This is a genomic window from Enterobacter cloacae complex sp. GYL001 (genome assembly GCF_049237125.1).
In the GTDB taxonomy this organism is placed as follows: domain Bacteria; phylum Pseudomonadota; class Gammaproteobacteria; order Enterobacterales; family Enterobacteriaceae; genus Enterobacter; species Enterobacter hormaechei_C.
Map to the genome: position 1 here is coordinate 38,177 of NZ_JBMKGW010000012.1, position 23,878 is coordinate 62,054.

A 23,878-nucleotide genomic window follows, 5' to 3' on the forward strand; every position below is an offset into this window, starting at 1 on the left:
TCCTTGATAATGGTCGTAGTCGGTTAAACGGTTACATGATTATCGCTTAACTCAGCTTCTGTTTTAATCAGTAAATGGAAATAAGAGAAGCCTGAGCACCGAACTTTACATTATCTTAGGCAAAAACCTGACCTGGTGCGGTATACAGCGCTTTGATCGTCTCGCGCAGCCAGAGGATTTTCGGATTATGGCTGTTCCGTTTATGCCAGATCAGCGTGAAGGGGACGGTGAGCTTTTCTGCCTGCGCCTCATCGATGGGAATGGGCAGACAGACCAGATTACGCTGGTGGAGTTGATTGTAGTGATGGCAGTAGTGCGGCGCAGTGGCAATGTAGTTGTGATCCGGCTGGGCCGCCATAAACATCGACTGTTCAAAACCGGGCAAACTCATGGCGATGTTACGCTCCCGACCCATCTCTCTTAGCACCTCGTCGAGCGCCCAGGTGTCGCTGCGTTCCCAGAAGATGCTGATATGCGGGTAGCGCAGAAACGTCTCCAGATCCCACGCTTCCTGGAGCGCGGGATGATCCTCGCGCAAATACACGCACGGACGGTCACTGAACAGGATTTCGTAGTCGATAAACCACGGCATCAGCTTTAGCAGTTCGCGCGAGCGAGGGTGCGTTTCACGCCCGGTGAAGCCTAGATCCACTTCTCCGCGCGTAATGGCGTCCAGCGAATCGTAATCCCATTGGCGCAGCTTCACCGTCGCCTGTGGGTAGCGTTCATTCACCTGCTCCAGCAGTGTATTAAAGCGGATCAGCATCAGCGGTGTTTCGGCGGCGAGCACAAACTTAAGCCCGCCTGGAGAGCTATGGTGGAATTTATCGAGGATCTGGTTGCCAATCTGCATCCAGTCGGCCAAATCCTGTTCCAGACTCACCGTCAGCGGTGTGGGCAATAGCCCTAAAGGCGTTTTCACAAACAGCGGATCGTCGAACCAGTCGCGCAGCTTCGCCAGCGATTTACTCACCGCGGACGGCGTCACGTTCATCCGCTTCGCGGCTTTGGTGACGCTGCGCTCCTGCAACAAAAGTTGCAGGCAAAGTAAAAGATTAAGATCGAGACTGCTGATGGGCTTCTTCATAGTGCGCTGCGGGCTGGATGACCATAAGTAAGGTAATGCAGAGTATGCTACAGCCAATCAGAACCCCGATCAGCATATTCAGCGCGTTAAGGCCGATCACCGCCGCCAGCCAAATCCACAGTGACGAACCGCAGACCTGCGCAATGCCCAGCACCGAGCTTGCCACGCCTGCCCGCAATGAAAACGGGCCAAGTGCCTGACTCATTGCCACACCAAAGCCGACGGAGAATCCGGCGCAGATCAGAGTAATGCCCACCAGCATTACAGCGTGTGAGGTGGCGGTCGCCAGGATCACGCCTGCGGCGAGGAACAGCGTCTGTGAGGTGAGCATCAGCGTGCGCTGGCGGAAGATGTTGAGCGCAAAGGGCGTTGAGAATGAAACCGCCATGCTCACCATCGCGGTTAGCGCCATCACCGTCGAATACTCACCGCGATCGAAGCCCATCGTCTCCATCAGCAACACCGGGGAAACGTTTACATAGGTGAGGATCACCGCCACGCTAAGCGTGGTGATTGCCAGCCGACTCAGGAAAAAGCGATTCATCAGCTTTTCAGCCGGATGGAGGGTTGCGGTGTGATATGGCTGTTGCGAACCGGGATGGGTCTCTTTCAGCACCGTCACGGACAGGATAAAGACGATGGCGCCCATTGCGGCCATGGTCCAGAAAAGACTCTGCCACGGAAATTTAAGCATAATCAGGTAGCCAACAACCGGTGCCAGCACCGGGATGATGCAGGTAATGCCGTTCAGCATCGACAGCACTTTAGCGCGGCGCTGGGCGCTCAAGGTATCGCGCAGAATGGCAAAGGCCACCACGTAACAGCCGCCTGCGCCAATGCCCTGGATAAAACGGCCTGACAGGAACATTGTGCTTTCCTGAGCCACTGAAGACAGTACTGATGCCAGCGCAAAGATAACTGCACCCGTAATGGCGACGGGCTGACGGCCTGCTTTATCCGCGATTTTCCCGGCAAATACCATCGACGACGCCATTCCCGCGAGGTAGGCCGAAAACGCGATGTGCAGTTGCGCCTCGCTGGCACCCAGATCGCGGGCAATATGCGGTAGCCCCACCAGATACATATCAATGCCGGACGGATACAGCAGAACCAGCGCAAAACTACAGAACAGAAAACGAGCCATAAATCCCCCATAGATGCAGGCAAGCAGGATAGGGGGCGTGGAGGGATTAAGCGAGTTGCCATTTGGACAATGGTGATTTCCCTGGAGGAAATCACCCTGTATTAACGGGAATTACTTACCAATGCAGAAGCTCGAGAAAATCCGTCCCAGCAGATCGTCCGACGTAAACTCCCCGGTGATCTCGCTCAGGTTCTGCTGCGCCAGACGCAGCTCTTCCGCCAGCAGTTCACCGGCCCACGCGCCGATCAGCTGGGCTTTACCCTGCTCAAGGTGGCGAGCCGCCTCTTCCAGCGCCTGCAAGTGACGACGACGTGCCAGGAAGCCGCCCTCCATACTGGTGTCGAAGCCCATGCTCTGTTTGAGATGGCTACGCAGGGCTTCCACGCCTTCACCGGTACGGGCCGACAGGCGAATAAGTGAGTGACCATTCACAACGCTGATGCCCAGCGTTTCGCCGGTAACGTCGGCCTTGTTGCGCACCACGGTGATCGGCAGTTTAGCCGGGAGACGGGCGATAAAGTCTGGCCAGATTTCAGCCGGGTCAACGGCGTCGGTTGTGGTGCCGTCCACCATAAACAGCACGCGGTCGGCCTGCTCGATCTCCTGCCAGGCGCGTTCGATACCGATACGCTCGACTTCATCGCTCGCATCGCGCAGGCCAGCGGTGTCGATGATGTGCAGCGGCATGCCGTCGATATGGATATGCTCGCGCAGGACATCGCGGGTGGTGCCGGCTATGTCGGTCACGATCGCCGCTTCACGGCCCGCCAGGGCGTTCAGCAGGCTCGATTTTCCGGCATTGGGGCGACCAGCAATCACCACCTTCATTCCTTCACGCAGCAGGCTGCCCTGGCGCGCTTCGGCGCGAACGGCATCGAGATCGTTCATCACCTGGTTGAGCTGAGCTTCAATTTTACCGTCTGAGAGGAAGTCGATCTCCTCGTCCGGGAAGTCGATAGCCGCTTCGACATAGATTCGCAGGTGAGTAAGTGCTTCCACAAGGTGATTCACGCGTGCGGAAAATGCCCCCTGCAACGAGTTCAGCGCGGAGCGGGCTGCCTGTTCGGAACTGGCGTCGATCAGGTCGGCAATCGCCTCGGCCTGCGCCAGGTCGAGCTTATCGTTGAGGAAAGCACGCTCGGAGAACTCACCCGGCTTTGCAATGCGCAGGCCAGGCAGGGTCAGAATACGTTTTAACAGCAGGTCGAGGATCACCGGGCCGCCGTGACCCTGAAGCTCCAGCACGTCTTCGCCGGTGAAGGAGTTTGGGCCGGGGAACCACAGCGCGATGCCCTGGTCCAGCGGTGTGCCGTCGGCATCCTTAAACGGCAGATAATCAGCGTAGCGCGGCTTTGGCAGTTTACCCAGCACCGCTTCGGCCACCTCACGCGCCTTCAGGCCGGAGATGCGCAGAATGCCTACACCACCGCGTCCCGGTGGGGTTGCCTGGGCGACGATAGTGTCGTTATGGCTCATGGTTGCTCTCGTTCAATACAAATAAAAAAGGCGGTCAATCGACCGCCCTTATTTTAGCGTTAAGTTACCGAATCAGGACTTTTTCTTTTCGCGGCTATGCAGGCCACGTTTTTCCAGACCACGGTAAATCAGCTGCTGCTGGATGATGGTCACCAGGTTGCTGACGATATAGTACAGCACCAGACCTGACGGGAACCACAGGAAGAACACGGTGAAGATGACCGGCATAAAGGTCATGATCTTCTGCTGCATCGGGTCGGTCACGGTGGTCGGAGACATCTTCTGAATGAAGAACATCGTCACGCCCATCAGGATCGGCAGGATGTAGTACGGGTCCTGTGCGGACAGGTCATGGATCCACAGAGCGAACGGCGCGTGGCGCAGCTCAACGGAACCCATCAGCATGTAGTACAGTGCAAGGAAGATTGGCATCTGAATCAGCAGCGGGAAGCAACCACCCAGTGGGTTCACTTTCTCTGCTTTATACAGGGCCATCATCTCCTGGCTCTGACGCTGTTTGTCATCGCCCAGACGCTCACGCATAGCCTGAATCTTCGGCTGTAGCATACGCATCTTCGCCATGGAGGTGTACTGCGCTTTAGTCAGCGGGTACATGATGCCACGAACGATAAAGGTGATAACGATGATGGAGAAGCCCCAGTTACCCAGGAAGCTGTGGATGAACTTCAGCAGCTTAAACAGCGGCTGAGAGATGAACCACAACCAACCGTAATCGACGGTCAGATCCAGGTGCGGCGCAACGGCAGCCATTTTGTCCTGGATTTCCGGGCCGACCCACAGGGTGCTTGCCAGTTTACCGGTTTGACCCGGCTGCACCAGAACCGGCTGAGATTTGTAGCCGATGGCTGCAATACCGTTGCCGAGGTTCGCGGTGTAGAAGTTGTTCGTACCGTCGTTATTCGGTACCCACGCCGTCGCGAAATACTGTTGCAGCATTGCGACCCAACCGCCTTTAGAGCTGACGTTCAGGTTTTCGTTATCGGCAATGGTGTCGAATTTGTATTTCTCGTACTTGGTATCTGGCGTGGAGTAAGCCGCGCCACGGAAGGTATGCAGCGCAAAGTTGCTGCTTCCGGTGTCACGGTGAGACGGCAGATTGATGGACTGCTTCAACTGACCAAAGGTAGAGATTTCCAGTGGTTTCGCACCGGCGTTCTGTACGCTGTAGCCAACGTTCACCGCATACTCACCGCGTTTCAGGGTGAAGGTTTTGGTGAAGGTGTTGCCTGCCGCGTCGGTGTAGGTCATCGGGATAACCAGTTCGTTCTGACCATCAGCCAGCACAAACGTGTCATTCTCGACGTTATACAGTGGACGCGCACCGTTAGCCGGGTTATCCGGGCCATCACGACCGGTCAGGCCGCTCTGCGCCTGGTAGATAAATTCAGGCGTAGTTTCCAGTAACTGGAACGGTTCGGTAGACTTCAGCTCTTTCGGGTAGGTCAACAGCAGCGCCTGCTCAACATCACCACCACGGGTGTTGATAGTCAGCTCAAGCACATCGGTCTTAACCGTAATCTGTTTCCCCTGGCCACTGGCCGGTACGCCCTGGTCGGCGGCGCTACCCGCTGCGGTGGTCGTGGTCTGCGTGGTCTGCTGCTGGGGTTGAGGATTTTTATCCTGCTCCCATGCCTGCCAGATCATGAAAGACACGAACAACAAAGCGATGATAAGAAGATTGCGTTGCGAATCCATCGTTAGTGTTCTCTGGTATCAAAAGGTCCTGGAGGGACGGGGTCGTCTCCACCTGGGTGTAAAGGGTGGCATTTTAATACGCGTTTCACCGTCAACCAACTGCCTTTTATCACTCCAAACCTGCGCAATGCCTCAATTCCGTAGCTTGAGCATGTTGGCGTGAAACGGCAGTGTGGCCCGAGTAGCGGACTAATCAGGCGTTGATAGACCCGAATGAGGGCTATCAGGACCCGCGAGCCAGGCGACAGTGGCGGCGCCATAATTTTTCCAACGCTTCCGAGAGAGCACGGTTATCGAGGTCGGCAACCCCTTTTTTAGCCACCACCACGAAATCCATTGAAGGCAGTTCGTGCTGACGTAAACGGAAGCTTTCACGCGTCAGACGTTTAATCCGGTTGCGTTCATGCGCACGCTTAACGTTTTTCTTGGCGACTGTGAGACCGATGCGGGGATGCCCCAGCGAATTTTGGCGGCCGAGGATGGTGATTTGCGGCGTGCCAGCCCGTAATGGCTGCTGGAAGACGAAAGTGAAATGAGTGGGAGTTAACAAACGTAACTCCCTGGGAAATGCGAGCTTAACCACTCAGGGGTTAGCTTTATTACTTGGAAACGGTCAGACGAGCGCGGCCTTTAGCACGACGACGTGCCAGAACCTGACGACCATTTTTAGTAGCCATACGAGCACGGAAGCCGTGAGAACGGTTGCGCTTCAGTACAGACGGTTGAAAAGTGCGTTTCATGGCGATTTCTACCTAAACTTGAAAAAATTCATGACTTTTGCGGATGCCCGACCGAGTTTCGAATGACGGACGCCGAAGCCGTGGGTGATTAAAGAGGCCGGATTGTAATAATTGTACACTCCGGAGTCAATTCTCTTTCCTTAAATCCCTGTGTATTTCCGCACGTTTTCGCGTGGAAAATGAGCAGCGGACGACGCAGGAAGATGAGCATCACGCGCCGGGTCGAGGATTATACGGGCTCAACGATAAAGCGCAAGGATCGTCCCGGATCTTCGTTAGATCATTTAAGCCAAAAATTGTCTGTGCTCATTAAATTTTCCAATATGCGGCCTAAATCGCGAGGCACTCGCGTCAGGATCGTTTACACTTACCCGATTCCGGATCTTCCTGTGGATAAATCGGGAAGAATCTGTGAGAAACAGAAGATCTCTGGCTCAGTTTAGGCTATGATCCGCGGTCCCGATCGGGATCCAGCGATCCTGGTCGGGCATAAACACAACATCGTTCAGGCTGTATCAACGATAGCGTGTATAACCGCAGATAGCGGTTCGCACATCACCCTGATGGGGTCATGTCGATGTGCGCCAACAATCATGAATATTCAATAGTTTTCTTTTATTGTTCGAGTGGAGTCCGCCGTGTCACTTTCGCTTTGGCAGCAGTGTCTTGCCCGATTGCAGGATGAGTTACCAGCCACAGAATTCAGTATGTGGATCCGCCCGTTGCAGGCGGAACTGAGCGATAACACGCTGGCTTTGTATGCGCCAAACCGTTTCGTGCTCGATTGGGTAAGGGATAAATACCTTAATAACATCAATGGACTGCTGAACGATTTCTGCGGGTCAGATGCCCCACAGCTGCGTTTTGAAGTGGGCACAAAGCCGGTCACCCAAACCGTTCGTGAAGTTGTCAATGTGGCTGCCCCTGCACAGGCGGCGCCCGCTCCAGCGCCTCGCGTTGCACCGGTTCGTCAGGGCTGGGATAACGTTCCGGCCCCCGCTGAGCCTACCTACCGCTCTAACGTTAACGTGAAACACACGTTCGATAACTTCGTTGAAGGTAAGTCGAACCAGCTGGCGCGCGCGGCGGCTCGCCAGGTAGCCGATAACCCCGGTGGCGCTTACAACCCGCTGTTTCTGTATGGCGGCACGGGTCTCGGTAAAACGCACCTGCTGCATGCGGTGGGCAACGGCATTATGGCGCGTAAGCCCAATGCCAAAGTGGTGTATATGCACTCCGAACGCTTCGTTCAGGACATGGTAAAAGCCCTGCAAAACAATGCGATCGAAGAGTTTAAACGCTACTACCGTTCCGTTGATGCGCTGCTGATCGATGACATTCAGTTCTTTGCCAATAAAGAACGATCGCAGGAAGAGTTTTTCCATACCTTTAACGCCCTGCTGGAAGGCAATCAGCAGATCATTCTGACCTCGGATCGTTATCCAAAAGAGATCAACGGCGTTGAAGATCGTCTCAAATCCCGCTTCGGCTGGGGCCTGACCGTGGCGATCGAGCCGCCGGAGCTGGAAACCCGCGTCGCGATCCTGATGAAAAAAGCCGACGAGAACGACATTCGCCTGCCGGGTGAAGTGGCGTTCTTCATTGCCAAGCGCCTGCGTTCCAACGTGCGTGAGCTGGAAGGGGCGCTGAACCGCGTTATCGCCAACGCCAACTTCACCGGTCGGGCGATCACCATCGATTTTGTGCGTGAAGCGCTGCGCGATTTATTGGCTTTGCAGGAAAAACTGGTCACTATCGACAATATTCAGAAGACGGTGGCTGAGTACTACAAGATCAAAGTGGCAGATTTACTGTCTAAACGTCGTTCCCGCTCGGTGGCGCGTCCGCGTCAGATGGCGATGGCGCTGGCAAAAGAGCTAACCAACCACAGCCTGCCGGAAATCGGTGATGCGTTTGGTGGCCGTGACCATACGACCGTGCTGCACGCCTGTCGCAAGATCGAGCAGTTACGCGAAGAAAGCCACGACATAAAAGAAGATTTTTCCAATTTAATCAGAACATTATCATCGTGACGCTATGAAATTTACCGTTGAACGTGAACATTTATTAAAACCGCTGCAACAGGTGAGTGGCCCATTAGGCGGCCGCCCTACGCTGCCTATTCTTGGAAACCTGCTGCTTCAGGTCGCGGACGGTACGCTGTCGCTGACCGGCACAGATCTGGAAATGGAAATGATCGCGCGCGTTACGCTGACTCAGCCGCACGACGCGGGCGCGACCACGGTTCCGGCACGTAAATTCTTTGATATTTGCCGTGGGCTGCCGGAAGGCGCTGAAATCGCCGTGCAGCTGGAGGGCGACCGCATGCTGGTGCGCTCTGGCCGCAGCCGTTTCTCCCTCTCCACGCTGCCCGCTGCGGACTTCCCGAACCTGGATGACTGGCAGAGCGAAGTTGAATTTACCCTGCCGCAGGCGACGATGAAGCGTCTGATTGAAGCCACGCAGTTCTCCATGGCGCATCAGGACGTTCGTTACTACTTAAACGGCATGCTGTTCGAAACCGAAGGTGAAGAGCTGCGTACCGTGGCGACCGACGGTCACCGTCTGGCGGTTTGTTCCATGCCGATTGGCGATTCACTGCCAAACCATTCGGTGATCGTACCGCGTAAAGGCGTAATTGAACTGATGCGTATGCTCGACGGCGGTGAAACGCCGCTGCGCGTGCAGATTGGCAGCAACAATATTCGTGCCCACGTGGGCGATTTTGTCTTCACATCGAAGCTGGTAGACGGTCGTTTCCCGGATTATCGCCGCGTATTGCCGAAGAACCCGGATAAAACGCTGGAGGCGGGTTGCGATATCCTCAAGCAGGCGTTCGCGCGTGCCGCTATTCTCTCCAACGAGAAATTCCGCGGCGTACGTCTATACGTGAGTGAAAACCAGATCAAAATCACCGCCAACAACCCGGAGCAGGAAGAGGCAGAAGAGATTCTGGACGTCACCTACGCCGGGGCTGAGATGGAAATCGGCTTCAACGTCAGCTATGTGCTGGATGTGCTGAATGCACTGAAATGCGAGAACGTTCGCATCCTGCTGACTGACTCCGTTTCGAGCGTACAGATTGAAGATGCCGCATCACAGTCGGCTGCTTATGTTGTCATGCCAATGAGACTGTAATGTCGCTCACCCGTCTGTTGATCCGCGACTTTCGCAATATCGAAAGCGCGGATCTCGCTTTATCCCCTGGCTTTAACTTCCTGGTTGGCGCGAACGGCAGCGGCAAAACCAGCGTGCTGGAAGCCATCTATACGCTCGGCCACGGCCGGGCGTTTCGCAGTTTGCAGATTGGTCGCGTGATTCGCCACGAGCAGGAATCTTTTGTTCTGCACGGGCGTTTGCAGGGCGCAGAGCGGGAAACCGCCATCGGCCTGACCAAAGACAAGCAGGGCGACAGCAAGGTGCGCATCGACGGCACCGATGGCCACAAGGTGGCGGAGCTGGCGCTGCTGATGCCGATGCAGCTGATTACGCCCGAGGGGTTTACTTTACTCAACGGCGGCCCCAAATACAGAAGAGCGTTCCTCGACTGGGGATGCTTTCACAATGAAGCCGGTTTCTTTAACGCCTGGAGCAACCTGAAGCGTCTGCTTAAACAGCGTAACGCCGCATTGCGCCAGGTCACGCGCTACGCTCAGCTGCGTCCGTGGGACATGGAACTCATCCCTCTTGCGGAACAAATCAGCCGCTGGCGTGCCGAATACAGCGCAGGTATCGCCGAAGACATGGCCGACACCTGCAAACAGTTTTTACCCGAGTTCTCTCTCACCTTCTCTTTTCAGCGTGGCTGGGAAAAAGAGACGGATTATGCCGAGGTGTTAGAGAGAAGCTTCGAGCGCGATCGCATGTTGACCTACACCGCGCACGGCCCGCACAAGGCGGATTTCCGCATTCGTGCCGACGGTGCGCCGGTGGAAGACACGCTGTCGCGCGGGCAGCTGAAGCTCCTGATGTGCGCGCTGCGCCTGGCGCAGGGGGAGTTCCTCACTCGAGAGAGCGGGCGACGCTGCCTGTACCTGATAGATGATTTTGCCTCGGAACTTGACGACGCGCGGCGCGGGCTGCTTGCCAGCCGCTTAAAAGCCACGCAGTCGCAGGTTTTCGTCAGCGCCATTAGCGCTGAACACGTTATAGACATGTCGGACGAAAATTCGAAGATGTTTACCGTGGAAAAGGGTAAAATAACGGATTAACCCAAGTTGAAATGAGCGAGAAACGTTGATGTCGAATTCTTATGACTCCTCCAGTATCAAAGTCCTGAAAGGGCTGGATGCGGTGCGTAAGCGCCCGGGTATGTATATCGGCGACACGGATGACGGCACCGGTCTGCACCACATGGTATTCGAGGTGGTAGATAACGCTATCGACGAAGCGCTCGCGGGTCACTGTAAAGACATCGTGGTCACGATCCATGCGGACAACTCCGTGTCCGTTACCGATGACGGTCGTGGCATCCCAACCGGTATTCACCCGGAAGAGGGCGTATCTGCTGCGGAAGTCATCATGACCGTTCTGCACGCAGGCGGGAAGTTCGATGATAACTCCTATAAAGTTTCCGGCGGTCTGCACGGCGTAGGCGTATCCGTAGTAAATGCCCTGTCGCAGAAGCTGGAGCTGGTTATCCAGCGCGAAGGCAAAATTCACCGTCAGATCTATCAGCACGGCGTGCCTGACGCTCCGCTGGCCGTCACGGGTGATACCGATAAAACCGGTACCATGGTGCGTTTCTGGCCGAGCCTCGAAACCTTCACCAACGTTACCGAGTTTGAGTACGACATCCTGGCGAAACGCCTGCGCGAACTGTCGTTCCTGAACTCCGGCGTGTCGATTCGTCTGCGCGACAAGCGCGACAACAAAGAAGACCACTTCCATTACGAAGGTGGTATCAAGGCGTTCGTTGAGTATCTGAACAAGAACAAAACGCCAATTCACCCGAATATCTTCTACTTCTCTACTGAAAAAGACGGTATCGGCGTGGAAGTGGCCTTGCAGTGGAACGACGGTTTCCAGGAAAACATCTACTGCTTCACCAACAACATTCCACAACGCGATGGCGGTACGCACCTGGCGGGCTTCCGCGCGGCGATGACCCGAACCCTGAACGCCTACATGGACAAAGAAGGCTACAGCAAAAAAGCGAAAGTCAGCGCCACCGGTGACGATGCCCGTGAAGGCCTGATTGCCGTGGTCTCCGTGAAGGTGCCGGATCCGAAGTTCTCCTCACAGACCAAAGACAAGCTGGTCTCTTCTGAGGTGAAATCGGCGGTTGAACAGCAGATGAACGAACTGCTGAGCGAATACCTGCTGGAAAACCCGTCCGACGCGAAAATCGTGGTGGGTAAAATTATCGATGCGGCGCGTGCCCGTGAAGCGGCGCGTAAAGCGCGTGAAATGACCCGTCGTAAAGGCGCGCTGGACCTGGCAGGCCTGCCGGGCAAACTGGCTGACTGTCAGGAACGCGACCCGGCGCTGTCTGAACTGTACCTTGTGGAAGGGGACTCCGCGGGCGGTTCTGCGAAGCAGGGCCGTAACCGCAAGAACCAGGCGATTCTGCCGCTGAAGGGTAAAATCCTTAACGTTGAGAAAGCGCGCTTCGACAAGATGCTCTCTTCTCAGGAAGTGGCGACGCTCATCACCGCGCTCGGCTGCGGCATTGGTCGCGACGAGTACAACCCGGACAAACTGCGCTATCACAGCATCATCATCATGACCGATGCGGACGTCGACGGCTCGCACATTCGTACGCTGCTGTTGACCTTCTTCTATCGTCAGATGCCGGAAATCGTTGAGCGCGGACACGTTTACATTGCCCAGCCGCCGTTGTACAAAGTGAAGAAAGGCAAGCAGGAACAGTACATTAAAGATGACGACGCGATGGATCAGTACCAAATCGCGATCGCCCTTGATGGTGCGACCCTGCACGCAAACTCCAGCGCGCCAGCGCTGGCCGGTGAGCCGCTGGAGCGTCTGGTCTCCGAGTTCAACGCCACGCAGAAAATGATTGGCCGTATGGAGCGTCGCTATCCGAAAGCGCTGCTGAAAGAGCTGATTTACCAGCCGACCCTGACCGAAGCCGATCTGAGCAACGAGCAGACCGTCATCCGCTGGGTGAACACCCTGGTGAGCGAGCTGAACGAGAAAGAGCAGCATGGCAGCCAGTGGAAGTTCGACGTCCAGCAGAACGCTGAGCAGCAGTTCGAGCCGATCGTCCGCGTGCGTACCCACGGCGTCGATACCGACTACCCGCTGGAGCACGAATTTGTGACCGGTCCGGAATACCGCCGTATCTGCACCCTCGGCGAGAAGCTGCGCGGTCTGATCGAAGACGATGCGTTTATCGAACGTGGCGAACGTCGTCAGCCGGTAGCCAGCTTCGAACAGGCGCTGGAGTGGCTGGTAAAAGAGTCCCGTCGTGGTCTCTCTATTCAGCGTTATAAAGGCCTGGGCGAAATGAACCCGGATCAGCTGTGGGAAACCACCATGGATCCGGAAAGCCGTCGCATGCTGCGCGTCACCGTTAAAGACGCAATCGCAGCGGATCAGCTGTTCACGACCCTGATGGGCGATGCGGTTGAACCACGTCGCGCCTTCATCGAAGAGAACGCCCTGAAGGCGGCGAATATCGATATTTAATCGTCGCTTTACGACAGCATAACTGGCCGCGCTTCAGCGCGGCTTTTTTATGGACGCAGGAAACTCCAGCGACATCACTGCCGGTAAACGTTTGACCAGCATATCTATGGCAATTCTTACCCTTAGCGGCAGGTGTGGCGTCTGCTGCCAGACGGCATGAACGTCGAAGCGTACATCCGGGGCCTGCTTTAAGAGCGGGACAAGATCTCCCTGCTGAATTTCTTTAATGACCATCCAGCAGGGTAGCCACGCAAGGCCGTGGCCGGCCAGCGCCGCGTCGCAGATCGCTTGTAAATCATCCATATTGAGCGATGAGCGGGGAATAAACGTGCGCGACGTGCCATCGTAATCCATCAGCTGCCAGGGTAGGACTCTGCCCGCACGCGTGTAGTTAATGGCCGTATGCTGGCGTAAATCATCAACGGTTTGCGGCTGGCCATTCTTAAGCAGATAATCCGGCGCGGCACACAGAACCATCCGGTGCTCCCCCAGCCTTCTGGCGACCAGCACGCTGCTGTCAGCCAGAGCGCCATTGCGCACCGCCATATCAAACCCTTCTTCCACGAGATCCACGACGCGGTCGCTGAAGGACATTTCAAGCTCAAGCCCGGGATGCTCCTGCGCCAGCTCTATTAGCAGCGGGGCGATACACTGGCGACCAAACAGCACCGGCACGGCAACACGCAGCCGACCGTTGACCTGATGTTTTCCGGTTTCAAGCTGCGATTCAGCGCCACGGATCTCCTCCAGCGCGCGCAGGCAGCGTTCATAAAAAAGCGCGCCGTTATCGGTCAGCCTCTGACTGCGGGTGGTCCGATGAAACAGACGAACCCCCAGCCTCTCTTCAAGACGAGCAATGCTTTTTCCTACCGCCGAGCGCGACAAATGCAGACGGACGGCGGCCTGGGCAAAACTTCCTGCCTCAACGGAGGCAACGAAAACGGGAATATCTTTCAGCGTATCGGTCATGGACGGATTGTGTCAATTTGGTCATCAATGAAGGGAAAACTTATCGCCACTGGCGACGCTGAGTCAACGGTAGACTGTCAGAACTGAAAATCATCTGATGACAGGAGAAAAAAATGACTGAAACAATGCAACGCTGGTCAATGGATGCCCTTGGTCGTGAAAGCCTCAGGCTCGTTCAGGAGCCTGTTCCACAGCCAGGCCCGGGGGAGGTTCGCGTAAGGGTTAATGCCGTTGCGCTCAACTACCGGGATAAAATGGTGATTGAAGGCACGATGCCGATTCCGCTTTCCTTCCCGTTTACCCCAGCATCTGACATGGCAGGCGTGGTGGACAGCATCGGCGAAGGCGTTACGCGTTTCAAGCCCGGCGCACGCGTCATCTCAACCTTCTTCCCGGAATGGATCGACGGCAAGCCGCAGGCAGACGCGCGCGATTTGCCCTATAAAACGTCCGGTGGATACTTCCAGGGCATGCTGGCCGAATATGTGATTGTGAGTGAAAATGCGCTGGTGGCGTCCCCGGAAAGCCTGGATGACGCTGAGGCCAGCACGCTTCCTTGCGCGGGGCTTACCGCATGGTTCGCGCTGGTGGAGCGCGGTCATTTACGCGCCGGGCAATCGGTGCTGGTACAAGGGACGGGCGGTGTGGCGCTATTCGCTTTGCAGATAGCAAAAGCGCACGGCGCAGAGGTTATTGTTACGTCGGGGAGTGATGAAAAACTGGCGCGGGCCAAAAAGCTGGGGGCCAGCCAGGGCATCAACCGACTGAAAGGCGACTGGGCTGAAAATACGCTGGCACTGACGCAGGATCGCGGCATCGACCATATTATCGAAACGGTGGGTGGGGAGAACCTGAGACATTCCCTGCGCGCCGTTGCCGTTCATGGGCGGATATCGGTCATTGGCGTGCTGGCCGGGACAGAAATTTCTCTGCCTGCAAGCGAGCTGTTGCTGAAATCTCCCGTCATTCAGGGGATTGGGGTTGGACACCGCCGGGCGCTGGAAGATTTTGTCCGTGCTGTTGATGTCACGGAGTTAAAACCGGTGATTGAGCATCGCTACCGCTTTGACGAGCTGGAACAGGCGCTTGAACATCTGGATCGCGGTGCGTTTGGCAAAATCGTTCTCACCCGCGAGTGAGTTCCCGTTCCCGGGATAAACGTAAAAGGGGCTTTTTGTTGCGCAAGGTAGCTCTATTTTTGTGTGCTTAATCGCGTTAGCATGAGGTAGCACTCATTTATCCCGGGGACCTCATGGCTATCAAACTCATTGCAATCGATATGGACGGCACGCTGCTGCTGCCAGACCACACTATCTCTCCTGCCGTTAAAAATGCGATCGCCGCCGCACGCGAAAAAGGCGTGAACGTGGTGCTCACCACCGGACGCCCGTATGCCGGGGTGCACAGTTACCTGAAAGAGCTGCACATGAACCAGCCTGGCGATTACTGCATCACCTATAACGGCGCGCTGGTGCAAAAGGCAGCCGATGGCAGCACGGTGGCGCAAACTGCACTGAGCTATGATGACTACCGTTTCCTGGAAAAACTCTCCCGCGACGTGGGCTCTCACTTCCACGCGCTCGATCGCAATACGCTTTACACCGCCAACCGCGATATCAGCTACTACACGGTGCACGAGTCCTACGTTGCAACCATTCCACTGGTGTTCTGCGAAGCGGAGAAAATGGACCCGGCGACCCAGTTCCTGAAAGTGATGATGATTGATGAACCTGCGGTTCTCGACAAAGCCATCTCACGCATTCCGGCTGAGGTAAAAGAGAAATACACCGTGCTGAAAAGTGCGCCGTACTTCCTCGAAATCCTTGATAAACGCGTCAATAAAGGCACGGGCGTCAAATCGCTTGCCGATGCGCTGGGCATCAAGCCTGAGGAGATCATGGCGCTGGGCGACCAGGAAAACGATATTGCGATGATCGAATATGCGGGCATGGGCGTGGCGATGGATAACGCCATCCCGTCGGTAAAAGAAGTGGCGAACTTCGTGACTAAATCTAACCTGGAAGACGGCGTTGCCTGGGCGATCGAGAAATTCGTTCTGTCGTAACAAGTGCTTTGAAAGATTAGCCCCGGTTATTAACCGGGGCTTTTTTTGGCCCTGAATTTATCGAATTGTTCTTTTTGTGATCTGGATTGTAGTACAACATTAACTGATTGTACTACATTGTCACCACGGCAAAGACGAAAGGCCTCACGTTTGTACTGCAAAAGTGAGGCGAAATTCAGCGGTCGCGGTAAAGTAGTGATGGACTTACAGAGCACAAGGACTCTCCATGACACTCAATAAAACCGATCGCATTGTCATCACGCTGGGCACTCAGATTGTGGGTGGCAAATACGTTCCCGGTTCGCCGCTGCCAGCAGAGGCGGAACTGTGCGAGGAGTTTGAAACCTCGCGCAACATCATCCGGGAAGTGTTCCGCTCGCTGATGGCGAAGCGGCTGATTGAAATGAAGCGCTATCGCGGCGCGTTTGTGGCGCCGCGTAACCAGTGGAACTACCTCGATACCGATGTTCTGCAATGGGTGCTGGAAAACGACTACGACCCACGGCTCATCGGCGCGATGAGCGAAGTCCGAAATCTGGTGGAACCGGCCATCGCCCGCTGGGCGGCAGAGCGCGCAACGTCAGGTGACCTGGCACAGATTGAGTCGGCTTTAAACGACATGATCGCCAATAACCAGAATCGGGAGGCGTTCAACGAAGCGGACATTCGTTACCACGAAGCGGTATTGCAGTCGGTGCATAACCCGGTTTTACAGCAGCTTAGCGTGGCGATCAGCTCGCTACAGCGAGCAGTATTTGAACGTACCTGGATGGGCGATGAGGCCAACATGCCGAAAACGCTTCAGGAACATAAAGCGCTGTTCGATGCGATACGGCATCAGGACGGCGATGCGGCAGAGCAGGCGGCGCTGACCATGATCGCCAGCTCGACACGAAGGTTGAAGGAAATCACATGACATCACGCTACATCGCAATTGACTGGGGATCGACCAATCTGCGCGCCTGGCTCTACCAGGGTGAGCAGTGCCTGGAAAGCAGGCAATCAGAAGCAGGTGTGACGCGCCTGAACGGTAAATCCCCCGCAGCGGTGCTAGCAGAAGTGACACAAAACTGGCGCGACGGTACTACGCCAGTGGTGATGGCCGGAATGGTCGGCAGTAACGTGGGGTGGAAGGTCGCGCCTTACCTGTCAGTTCCGGTGCATTTCACCGCCGTTGGCGAGCAGTTAACGTCGGTTGGCGACAATGTCTGGATTATTCCCGGTTTATGCGTCTCTCGCGACGATAACCATAATGTGATGCGCGGCGAAGAGACGCAGCTGCTCGGGGCGCGCACCCTTTCTCCTTCTTCTGTCTACGTCATGCCCGGGACGCACTGCAAATGGGTCCAGGCGGATGCTGAGCAAATTCATGATTTCCGCACCGTGATGACCGGCGAACTGCACCACTTGCTGCTTAAGCATTCGCTGGTGGGGGCCGGTTTGCCGGAGCAGACCCCTTCGCCGGAAGCGTTTGCCGCCGGGCTTGAGCGCGGGATCGCATCCCCTGCCGTTTTGCCGCAACTTTTTGAGGTTCGCGCCTCGCACGTGCTGGGAAATCTTCCGCGCGAACAGGTCAGCGAATTTCTGTCCGGCCTGCTGATTGGCGCAGAAGTCGCCACTCTGAGCGACGCGTTCGCCGGGCAGCAGGCCATCACGCTCGTCGCGGGTTCATCGCTGACGTCTCGTTACCGCCAGGCGTTCCACGCTATCGGACGGGATGTTGCTGCGGTGGAAGGCGACACGGCATTTCAGGCAGGCATAAGGAGCATCGCTCATGCAGTGGCAAACTGAACTTCCCCTGATCGCGATTTTGCGCGGTATCACGCCCGGAGAGGCCTTAGCGCACGTTGGCGCGGTGATCGACGCCGGGTTCGACGCGGTGGAAATCCCGCTCAACTCCCCGGAGTGGGAAAAAAGCATTCCGGCAGTTGTGAAGGCGTTTGGTGATAAGGCGCTGATTGGCGCTGGCACCGTATTACAGCCGGAGCAGGTGGATGAACTGGCGAAAATGGGCTGCAAGCTTATCGTCACACCGAATATCAACCCCGAGGTGATCCGCCGGGCGGTGGATTACGGCATGACCGTCTGCCCGGGTTGCGCCACGGCCACAGAAGCCTTTGCCGCCCTCGATGCGGGCGCACAGTCTCTCAAAATTTTCCCGTCGTCGGCCTTTGGTCCGGATTACATCAAAGCGCTGAAAGCGGTCTTACCCGTCAGCGTGCCGGTCTTTGCCGTGGGCGGCGTCACGCCGGAAAACCTGGGCCAGTGGATGAGCGCGGGCTGTGTGGGCGCGGGGCTGGGCAGCGATCTCTATCGTGCAGGTCAGCCCGTTGAGCGTACCGCACAGCAGGCGGCAGCATTTGTGAAAGCGTATCGAGAGGCAGTGCAATGAAAATAACCAAACTCACCACGTACCGTTTACCCCCGCGTTGGATGTTCCTGAAAATCGAAACCGACGAAGGCGTGGTTGGCTGGGGCGAGCCGGTGATTGAAGGCCGTGCGCGCACCGTTGAAGCCGCGGTGCACGAGCTGGGCGAATACCTGATTGGCCAGGATCCGGCGCGCATCAACGACCTGTGGCAGGTCATGTACCGGGCGGGATTTTACCGTGGCGGTCCGATCCTGATGAGCGCCATCGCCGGTATTGATCAGGCGCTGTGGGATATCAAAGGCAAAGTGCTGAATGCCCCGGTCTGGCAATTAATGGGCGGCCTGGTGCGCGACAAAATCAAAGCCTACAGCTGGGTGGGCGGTGACCGCCCTGCGGAAGTGATCAACGGTATCCGGCAACTGCGCAACATCGGTTTTGACACCTTCAAACTCAACGGCTGCGAAGAGATGGGCGTTATAGACAACTCGCGCGCGGTAGACCGGGCGGTGAACACCGTGGCGCAAATCCGCGAGGCTTTCGGCAACGAGATTGAGTTTGGTCTGGATTTCCACGGCCGCGTCAGCGCGCCAATGGCCAAAGTGCTGATTAAAGAGCTGGAGCCGTATCGCCCGCTGTTTATCGAAGAGCCGGTGCTGGCCGAGCAGGCGGAATACTATCCGAAACTGGCTGAACAGACGCACATTCCCATCGCGGCGGGGGAACGCATGTTCTCGCGCTTCGAGTTTAAACGCGTGCTGGAAGCGGGCGGCATTGCGATCCTGCAACCGGACCTCTCCCACGCGGGCGGCATCACCGAATGCTACAAAATTGCCGGAATGGCAGAAGCCTACGATGTGGCGCTGGCGCCGCACTGTCCGCTTGGGCCGATTGCGCTGGCGGCCTGCCTGCACGTCGACTTCGTCTCCCGTAATGCGGTGTTCCAGGAACAAAGCATGGGCATACACTATAACAAGGGCGCGGAGCTGCTCGACTTTGTGAAAAACAAAGAAGACTTCAGCATGGAAGGTGGTTTCTTTAAACCGTTAACAAAGCCGGGCCTTGGCGTGGAGATCGACGAAGCCAAAGTCATTGAGCTGAGTAAAAGTGCGCCGGACTGGCGTAACCCACTGTGGCGTCTTGAAGACGGTTCCGTAGCCGAGTGGTAAATCGCCGGATGGCGCTACGCTTATCCGGCCTACTCTCTCGTAGGCCCGGTAAGCGAAGCGCCACCGGGCAAAAAAAACGTACATAGAAAAAATATAACCCTCTGTAAATTACAGGGCATGGTGAGCGGCTTCGCTATGCCCAAAATCTGGAGACAGATTGCGATGGATATTCCAGTTACTGCTGCAAAAACCGGGCGTCGTCGTTACCTGACGCTGATCATGATCTTTATTACCGTGGTCATCTGTTATGTCGACCGCGCCAACCTTGCCGTGGCATCGGCTCATATTCAGGAAGAGTTTGGCATCACCAAAGCGGAAATGGGCTACGTCTTCTCGGCGTTTGCCTGGCTGTATACGCTCTGTCAGATCCCCGGTGGCTGGTTCCTTGACCGCGTGGGTTCACGTCTGACCTACTTTATCGCTATTTTTGGCTGGTCCGTGGCGACCCTGTTCCAGGGCTTCGCGACCGGGCTGATGTCGCTGATTGGCCTGCGCGCCATCACCGGGGTGTTTGAAGCGCCGGCGTTTCCGACCAACAACCGCATGGTGACCAGCTGGTTCCCTGAACACGAACGCGCTTCCGCTGTTGGTTTTTACACCTCCGGGCAGTTTGTTGGTCTGGCGTTTCTGACGCCGCTGTTAATCTGGATCCAGGAGCTGCTGAGCTGGCACTGGGTGTTTATCGTCACCGGCGGGATCGGCATTATCTGGTCGCTCATCTGGTTTAAGGTTTATCAGCCGCCGCGCCTGACCAAAAGCATCACCAAAGCCGAACTGGACTACATCCGCGACGGCGGTGGCCTGGTGGATGGCGATGCGCCCGTGAAAAAAGAGGCGCGCCAGCCGCTGACCAGAGCGGACTGGAAGCTGGTCTTCCACCGTAAGCTGGTGGGCGTGTATCTGGGACAGTTCGCGGTGACCTCCACGCTGTGGTTCTTCCTCACCTGGTTCCCGAACTATCTGACCCAGGAAAAAGGTATTACCGCGCTGAAGGCAGGCTTTATGACCACCGTACCCTTCCTTGCGGCGTTTTTCGGCGTCCTGCTCTCGGGCTGGCTGGCGGATAAGCTGGTGAAAAAAGGCTTCTCGCTGGGCGTTGCGCGTAAAACGCCGATTATCTGCGGACTGCTGATCTCTACCTGCATCATGGGAGCGAACTACACCAACGATCCGGTGTGGATCATGACCCTGATGGCGGTAGCGTTCTTCGGAAACGGTTTTGCCTCCATCACCTGGTCGCTGGTGTCGTCCCTGGCGCCGATGCGTCTGATCGGCCTGACTGGTGGCGTGTTTAACTTCGTTGGCGGCCTGGGCGGGATCACCGTACCGCTGGTCATCGGTTACCTGGCGCAGGACTACGGCTTTGGTCCGGCTCTGGTGTATATCTCTGCCGTGGCGCTGATCGGGGCGCTCTCCTACATCCTGCTGGTCGGCGACGTTAAACGAGTAGGCTAATCCCTTCGGATGTTTTACCCTGATGCGATAACCGCGCATCAGGGTATTTTCATGAAACAAATCACCTTCGCTTCCCGCAACCACCAGCTCACCAACATCAACACCTGGACGCCAGACAGCCAGTGGCTTGTCTATGATGTCCGCCCGTCCGGCGCGTCGTTTACCGGTGAAACCATTGAGCGGGTCAATGTTAGTACGGGCGAGGTTGAGGCGATCTACCGTGCGACTGACGGCGCGCATGTCGGCGTGGTAACCGTTCATCCGGCGCAGGACAAATATGTTTTTATCCACGGCCCGAAAAACCCGGATGCAGACTGGCAGTATGATTTTCACCATCGTCAGGGGGTGATTGCGCACAATGGTCAGGTGAGCAATCTTGATGCGATGGATATCACCGCGCCTTACACCGCAGGCGCGCTGCGTGGCGGCAGCCACGTCCACGTTTTTAGCCCGAACGGGCAGTTCGTCAGCTTTACCTACAACGACCATGTGCTGCACGCGCGCGATCCGCAGCTGGATTTGCGTAACGTCGGGGTGGCGGCGCCTTTTGGCCCAGTAAACCCACAGGGGAACCATCCGCGGGAATATGCCGGCACCTTCTGGAGCGTACTGGTAAGCCGTACAACGCCGAACCCGAAACCGGGCAGCGATGAGGTAAACCGCGCCTATGAAGAGGGCTGGGTGGGCAACGACAGGCTGGCGTTTATCGGCGATACGGTGTCTGCGAAAGGCGAGAAAGTGCCCGAACTGTTTATTGTCGATCTCCCCAAAGACGAGCAGGGCTGGAAACGGGCGGGCGATGCGCCGTTGCAGGGAACGCCTGATACAATGCCCGCGCCGCCTGCGGGCGTAACGCAACGTCGCTTAACCTTCACCCATCAGAAGGCGTATCCGGGGCTGGTGAACGTACCGCGCCACTGGGTGCGCAGCAATCCGCAGGGGACGCAGATTGCGTTTTTAATGCGGGACGATAACGGCGTTGTGCAGCTGTGGCTTATCTCCCCTGAGGGCGGCGAGCCGCGTCAGCTGACCCACACTGAGCGTGATATTCAGTCGGCCTTTAACTGGCATCCTTCCGGCAACGGGCTGGGATTTGTGCTTGCAGGCCGTATTGCCTGCTGCGATGCGCAGACCGGAGAGGTGACGTTTTTGACGTCCGATCACGGCAATCCGCCGTCTGCTGACGCTGTGGTGTTTTCCCCGGACGGACGATTTATTGCATGGATGGAAGAGAAGGACGGTTTCCGCCAGCTGTGGCTAACGGAAACCGCACAGAATTAGCGTGGAGGCATCTCTGCGGGCGGGATGACGGAATTGGTCGCCAGCTTTTCCTGCTCGCTTTTCTCAACGCGCGAACGCACTGAGCTGTCGGTGCGGAACATATCCCACGGCAGCAGAAGCGTATCGGCAACCGCCGTAAACGGCATATCAAGAATCGCCAGAGATTTGGTACCCCAGTTTGTCTCATCATCAGAGATCATTGCGGCACTGGCGCGCGTCCCCGGATATGTTCCTTCTTTACCGCCGGTGTGCGACATCACGCTCGAACACCCGCAAAGTAAAACAACCCCGCTGAACGACGCCAGCTTAATCAGAACATTTCTCATCATCACTCAGTCATCTTTAGTAGCACGGCATTGACCTGCAACTCAGGGTTATAGCGAGGCGCGTCCAAAATGGATAGCTCAAAACTCCCGCACTGTGGTCGTCATCGCAATTTAACCCTTTGTGCTGTGCCCCTGAGTCTATGCGACAACCAGCAAAGTGCAAAAAAATCTCACATCAACAGTCTTGAAAAGGCCGTATCCAGACCCATTTTAAGAATGTAACCCGATAACGGACACGCCTGATGGGTGTTCGGGGAAGCAGAAGCCTGTCCATGGTGGAAGGCTACATTTTCTCGCTGATTTCAGGAGCATTTATCCATGCGTAATTTCGATCTCTCTCCGCTATACCGTTCTGCCATTGGTTTCGATCGTCTGTTCAACCACTTAGAAAACAACCAGAGCCAGAGCAACGGCTATCCTCCTTACAACGTTGAACTGGTTGACGAAAACCACTATCGCATTGCGATTGCTGTTGCCGGTTTCGCAGAGAGCGAACTGGAGATCACCGCGCAGGACAATCTGCTGGTGGTGAAAGGCTCCCATACGGCCGAGCAGAAAGAACGAACCTACCTCTACCAGGGCATCGCAGAGCGCAACTTTGAGCGCAAGTTCCAGCTGGCTGAGAACATCCACGTCAAGGGCGCGAACCTGGTGAACGGCCTGCTGTTTATCGAACTGGAACGTGTGATTCCGGAAGAGAAAAAACCGCGTCGTATCGAAATCAACTAATTACGCGGGTCGCGTGAGCGGCCCACCCGAACTTGCTTGCCGTAACGGGAGCATATGCGAATCCGCAAGGGTTTGCAGGTACAACTGTGCACAAAATTAAACTGTGCCGAACTCGCTTCTCAGAAGGAGATTTAGTATGCGTAACTACGATTTATCCCCCCTGCTGCGTCAGTGGATCGGTTTTGACAAACTGGCTAACGCGCTGCAAAGCGCAACCGAACAGCAGACCTTTCCGCCGTACAACATCGAAAAAAGCGATGATAACCACTACCGCATCACGCTTGCGCTGGCCGGGTTCCGCCAGGAAGATCTCGACATCCAGCTTGAGGGTACGCGCCTGACCGTGAAAGGGTCACCGGAAAAACCAGACACCGAGACCAAATGGCTGCATCAGGGGCTTGTCACTCAGCCGTTTAGCCTGAGCTTTACCCTGGCAGACCATATGGAAGTTTCTGGCGCGACGTTCACTAACGGGCTGCTGAACATTGACCTCACCCGTAACGTGCCGGAAGCCATTGCGCCTCAGCGCATCGCCATTAGCGAACGCCCGGCGTTGAACAGCTAATACACGTTTTTGCCGGGTGGCAAACCTGCCGATCCTGTAGGTCGGGTAAGGCGCAGCCGCCACCCGACTCGCTCACAGATGCCATGAAGCCCTGCCCCGGCAGGGCTTTTTTGTGCGCCATCGCCCATACAACCGCC

Annotated in this window: 23 protein-coding genes and 1 other annotated feature; of the genes, 14 read left to right on the forward strand and 9 right to left on the reverse strand. The window is 56.2% G+C overall.

Features of this window, described 5'->3' with window-relative positions; translation table 11 throughout:
* Positions 1–115 precede the first annotated feature (115 nt).
* From yidZ to rpmH, 7 genes are all read right to left on the reverse strand, one after another.
* Positions 116–1,087: an HTH-type transcriptional regulator YidZ gene (gene yidZ, locus ACOTWU_RS18755; RefSeq protein ID WP_017383702.1), complete on the reverse strand. Its 972-nt coding sequence runs from the start codon at positions 1,085–1,087 to the stop codon at positions 116–118.
* Positions 1,056–2,231, reverse strand: coding sequence for an MFS transporter (locus tag ACOTWU_RS18760; protein ID WP_023302811.1), 1,176 nt, complete (start codon positions 2,229–2,231; stop codon positions 1,056–1,058). The genes yidZ and ACOTWU_RS18760 overlap by 32 nt, the downstream gene beginning before the upstream one ends.
* A 111-nt stretch (positions 2,232–2,342) precedes the next feature.
* The gene (gene mnmE / locus ACOTWU_RS18765) at positions 2,343–3,707 is read right to left on the reverse strand and encodes a tRNA uridine-5-carboxymethylaminomethyl(34) synthesis GTPase MnmE (RefSeq protein WP_100135025.1); all 1,365 of its coding nucleotides are present in this window, start codon (positions 3,705–3,707) and stop codon (positions 2,343–2,345) included.
* Positions 3,708–3,779: 72 nt separating this feature from the next.
* A complete protein-coding gene (gene yidC, locus ACOTWU_RS18770; protein ID WP_003861138.1) occupies positions 3,780–5,423 on the reverse strand; it encodes a membrane protein insertase YidC in 1,644 nt (547 codons plus the stop codon).
* Positions 5,424–5,425: 2 nt separating this feature from the next.
* Complete coding sequence (gene yidD / locus ACOTWU_RS18775; protein ID WP_001307474.1) at positions 5,426–5,683, reverse strand: membrane protein insertion efficiency factor YidD; 258 nt, start codon at positions 5,681–5,683, stop codon at positions 5,426–5,428.
* Positions 5,647–6,006 carry a ribonuclease P protein component gene (gene rnpA, locus ACOTWU_RS18780; protein WP_006808764.1) on the reverse strand — a complete coding sequence of 120 codons (360 nt, stop codon included), beginning with the start codon at positions 6,004–6,006 and terminating at the stop codon, positions 5,647–5,649. The genes yidD and rnpA overlap by 37 nt, the downstream gene beginning before the upstream one ends.
* A gap of 16 nt (positions 6,007–6,022) precedes the next feature.
* Positions 6,023–6,163, reverse strand: coding sequence for a 50S ribosomal protein L34 (gene rpmH, locus ACOTWU_RS18785; protein WP_000831330.1), 141 nt, complete (start codon positions 6,161–6,163; stop codon positions 6,023–6,025).
* A 638-nt stretch (positions 6,164–6,801) separates the two neighbouring features.
* On the opposite strand from rpmH, the gene dnaA reads away from it, so the two are divergent.
* From dnaA to gyrB, 4 genes are read left to right on the forward strand one after another with little or no spacing between them, the layout of a single operon-like run.
* On the forward strand, positions 6,802–8,196 hold the full coding sequence (gene dnaA, locus ACOTWU_RS18790; protein ID WP_017383700.1) for a chromosomal replication initiator protein DnaA: 1,395 nt from the start codon (positions 6,802–6,804) through the stop codon (positions 8,194–8,196).
* Between the two features lie 4 nt (positions 8,197–8,200).
* Positions 8,201–9,301 carry a DNA polymerase III subunit beta gene (dnaN, locus tag ACOTWU_RS18795; RefSeq protein ID WP_015570134.1) on the forward strand — a complete coding sequence of 367 codons (1,101 nt, stop codon included), beginning with the start codon at positions 8,201–8,203 and terminating at the stop codon, positions 9,299–9,301.
* Positions 9,301–10,374 (forward strand): DNA replication/repair protein RecF, encoded by a 1,074-nt coding sequence (recF, locus tag ACOTWU_RS18800; RefSeq protein ID WP_000060091.1) that lies wholly within the window; start codon positions 9,301–9,303, stop codon positions 10,372–10,374. The genes dnaN and recF overlap by 1 nt, the downstream gene beginning before the upstream one ends.
* Before the next feature lie 28 nt (positions 10,375–10,402).
* Complete coding sequence (gene gyrB, locus ACOTWU_RS18805) at positions 10,403–12,814, forward strand: DNA topoisomerase (ATP-hydrolyzing) subunit B (protein WP_126498965.1); 2,412 nt, start codon at positions 10,403–10,405, stop codon at positions 12,812–12,814.
* Between the two features lie 33 nt (positions 12,815–12,847).
* On the opposite strand, the gene ACOTWU_RS18810 is transcribed toward gyrB, so the two are convergent.
* Positions 12,848–13,783 carry a LysR family transcriptional regulator gene (locus ACOTWU_RS18810; protein ID WP_032668922.1) on the reverse strand — a complete coding sequence of 312 codons (936 nt, stop codon included), beginning with the start codon at positions 13,781–13,783 and terminating at the stop codon, positions 12,848–12,850.
* Between the two features lie 113 nt (positions 13,784–13,896).
* On the opposite strand from ACOTWU_RS18810, the gene ACOTWU_RS18815 reads away from it, so the two are divergent.
* The 8 genes from ACOTWU_RS18815 (at position 13,897) to ACOTWU_RS18850 (ending at position 22,121) form a co-directional block, all read left to right on the forward strand.
* The gene (locus ACOTWU_RS18815; protein WP_017694027.1) at positions 13,897–14,922 is read left to right on the forward strand and encodes a zinc-dependent alcohol dehydrogenase family protein; all 1,026 of its coding nucleotides are present in this window, start codon (positions 13,897–13,899) and stop codon (positions 14,920–14,922) included.
* Positions 14,923–15,035: 113 nt separating this feature from the next.
* The gene (yidA, locus tag ACOTWU_RS18820) at positions 15,036–15,848 is read left to right on the forward strand and encodes a sugar-phosphatase (RefSeq protein WP_023295661.1); all 813 of its coding nucleotides are present in this window, start codon (positions 15,036–15,038) and stop codon (positions 15,846–15,848) included.
* 226 nt (positions 15,849–16,074) lie between these two features.
* A complete protein-coding gene (gene dgoR / locus ACOTWU_RS18825) occupies positions 16,075–16,764 on the forward strand; it encodes a D-galactonate utilization transcriptional regulator DgoR (RefSeq protein ID WP_003861109.1) in 690 nt (229 codons plus the stop codon).
* Positions 16,761–17,639 carry a 2-dehydro-3-deoxygalactonokinase gene (locus tag ACOTWU_RS18830; RefSeq protein WP_003861107.1) on the forward strand — a complete coding sequence of 293 codons (879 nt, stop codon included), beginning with the start codon at positions 16,761–16,763 and terminating at the stop codon, positions 17,637–17,639. Before dgoR ends, ACOTWU_RS18830 begins: the two co-directional genes overlap by 4 nt.
* Positions 17,623–18,240: a 2-dehydro-3-deoxy-6-phosphogalactonate aldolase gene (locus ACOTWU_RS18835; RefSeq protein WP_045333540.1), complete on the forward strand. Its 618-nt coding sequence runs from the start codon at positions 17,623–17,625 to the stop codon at positions 18,238–18,240. The genes ACOTWU_RS18830 and ACOTWU_RS18835 overlap by 17 nt, the downstream gene beginning before the upstream one ends.
* Positions 18,237–19,385 (forward strand): galactonate dehydratase, encoded by a 1,149-nt coding sequence (dgoD, locus tag ACOTWU_RS18840; RefSeq protein WP_048973091.1) that lies wholly within the window; start codon positions 18,237–18,239, stop codon positions 19,383–19,385. The genes ACOTWU_RS18835 and dgoD overlap by 4 nt, the downstream gene beginning before the upstream one ends.
* 117 nt (positions 19,386–19,502) lie before the next feature.
* A complete protein-coding gene (locus ACOTWU_RS18845) occupies positions 19,503–20,840 on the forward strand; it encodes an MFS transporter (protein WP_015570129.1) in 1,338 nt (445 codons plus the stop codon).
* A 51-nt stretch (positions 20,841–20,891) separates the two neighbouring features.
* Positions 20,892–22,121: a DUF3748 domain-containing protein gene (locus tag ACOTWU_RS18850; protein ID WP_072202415.1), complete on the forward strand. Its 1,230-nt coding sequence runs from the start codon at positions 20,892–20,894 to the stop codon at positions 22,119–22,121.
* Here the strand turns inward: ACOTWU_RS18850 and ACOTWU_RS18855 are convergent.
* Positions 22,118–22,450: a YceK/YidQ family lipoprotein gene (locus ACOTWU_RS18855; RefSeq protein ID WP_017383693.1), complete on the reverse strand. Its 333-nt coding sequence runs from the start codon at positions 22,448–22,450 to the stop codon at positions 22,118–22,120. The genes ACOTWU_RS18850 and ACOTWU_RS18855 overlap by 4 nt on opposite strands.
* 247 nt (positions 22,451–22,697) lie before the next feature.
* Positions 22,698–22,772: a sequence feature (ROSE (Repression Of Heat Shock gene Expression) occurs in the 5'-region of heat shock genes and acts as an RNA thermometer to modulate expression.), on the forward strand.
* On the opposite strand from ACOTWU_RS18855, the gene ibpA reads away from it, so the two are divergent.
* Both ibpA and ibpB read left to right on the forward strand, forming a co-directional pair.
* Positions 22,766–23,176 carry a small heat shock chaperone IbpA gene (ibpA, locus tag ACOTWU_RS18860; protein ID WP_006177605.1) on the forward strand — a complete coding sequence of 137 codons (411 nt, stop codon included), beginning with the start codon at positions 22,766–22,768 and terminating at the stop codon, positions 23,174–23,176. (Overlaps the previous feature by 7 nt.)
* Positions 23,177–23,312: 136 nt before the next feature.
* Positions 23,313–23,741 (forward strand): small heat shock chaperone IbpB, encoded by a 429-nt coding sequence (ibpB, locus tag ACOTWU_RS18865; protein WP_015570126.1) that lies wholly within the window; start codon positions 23,313–23,315, stop codon positions 23,739–23,741.
* Positions 23,742–23,878 lie beyond the last annotated feature (137 nt).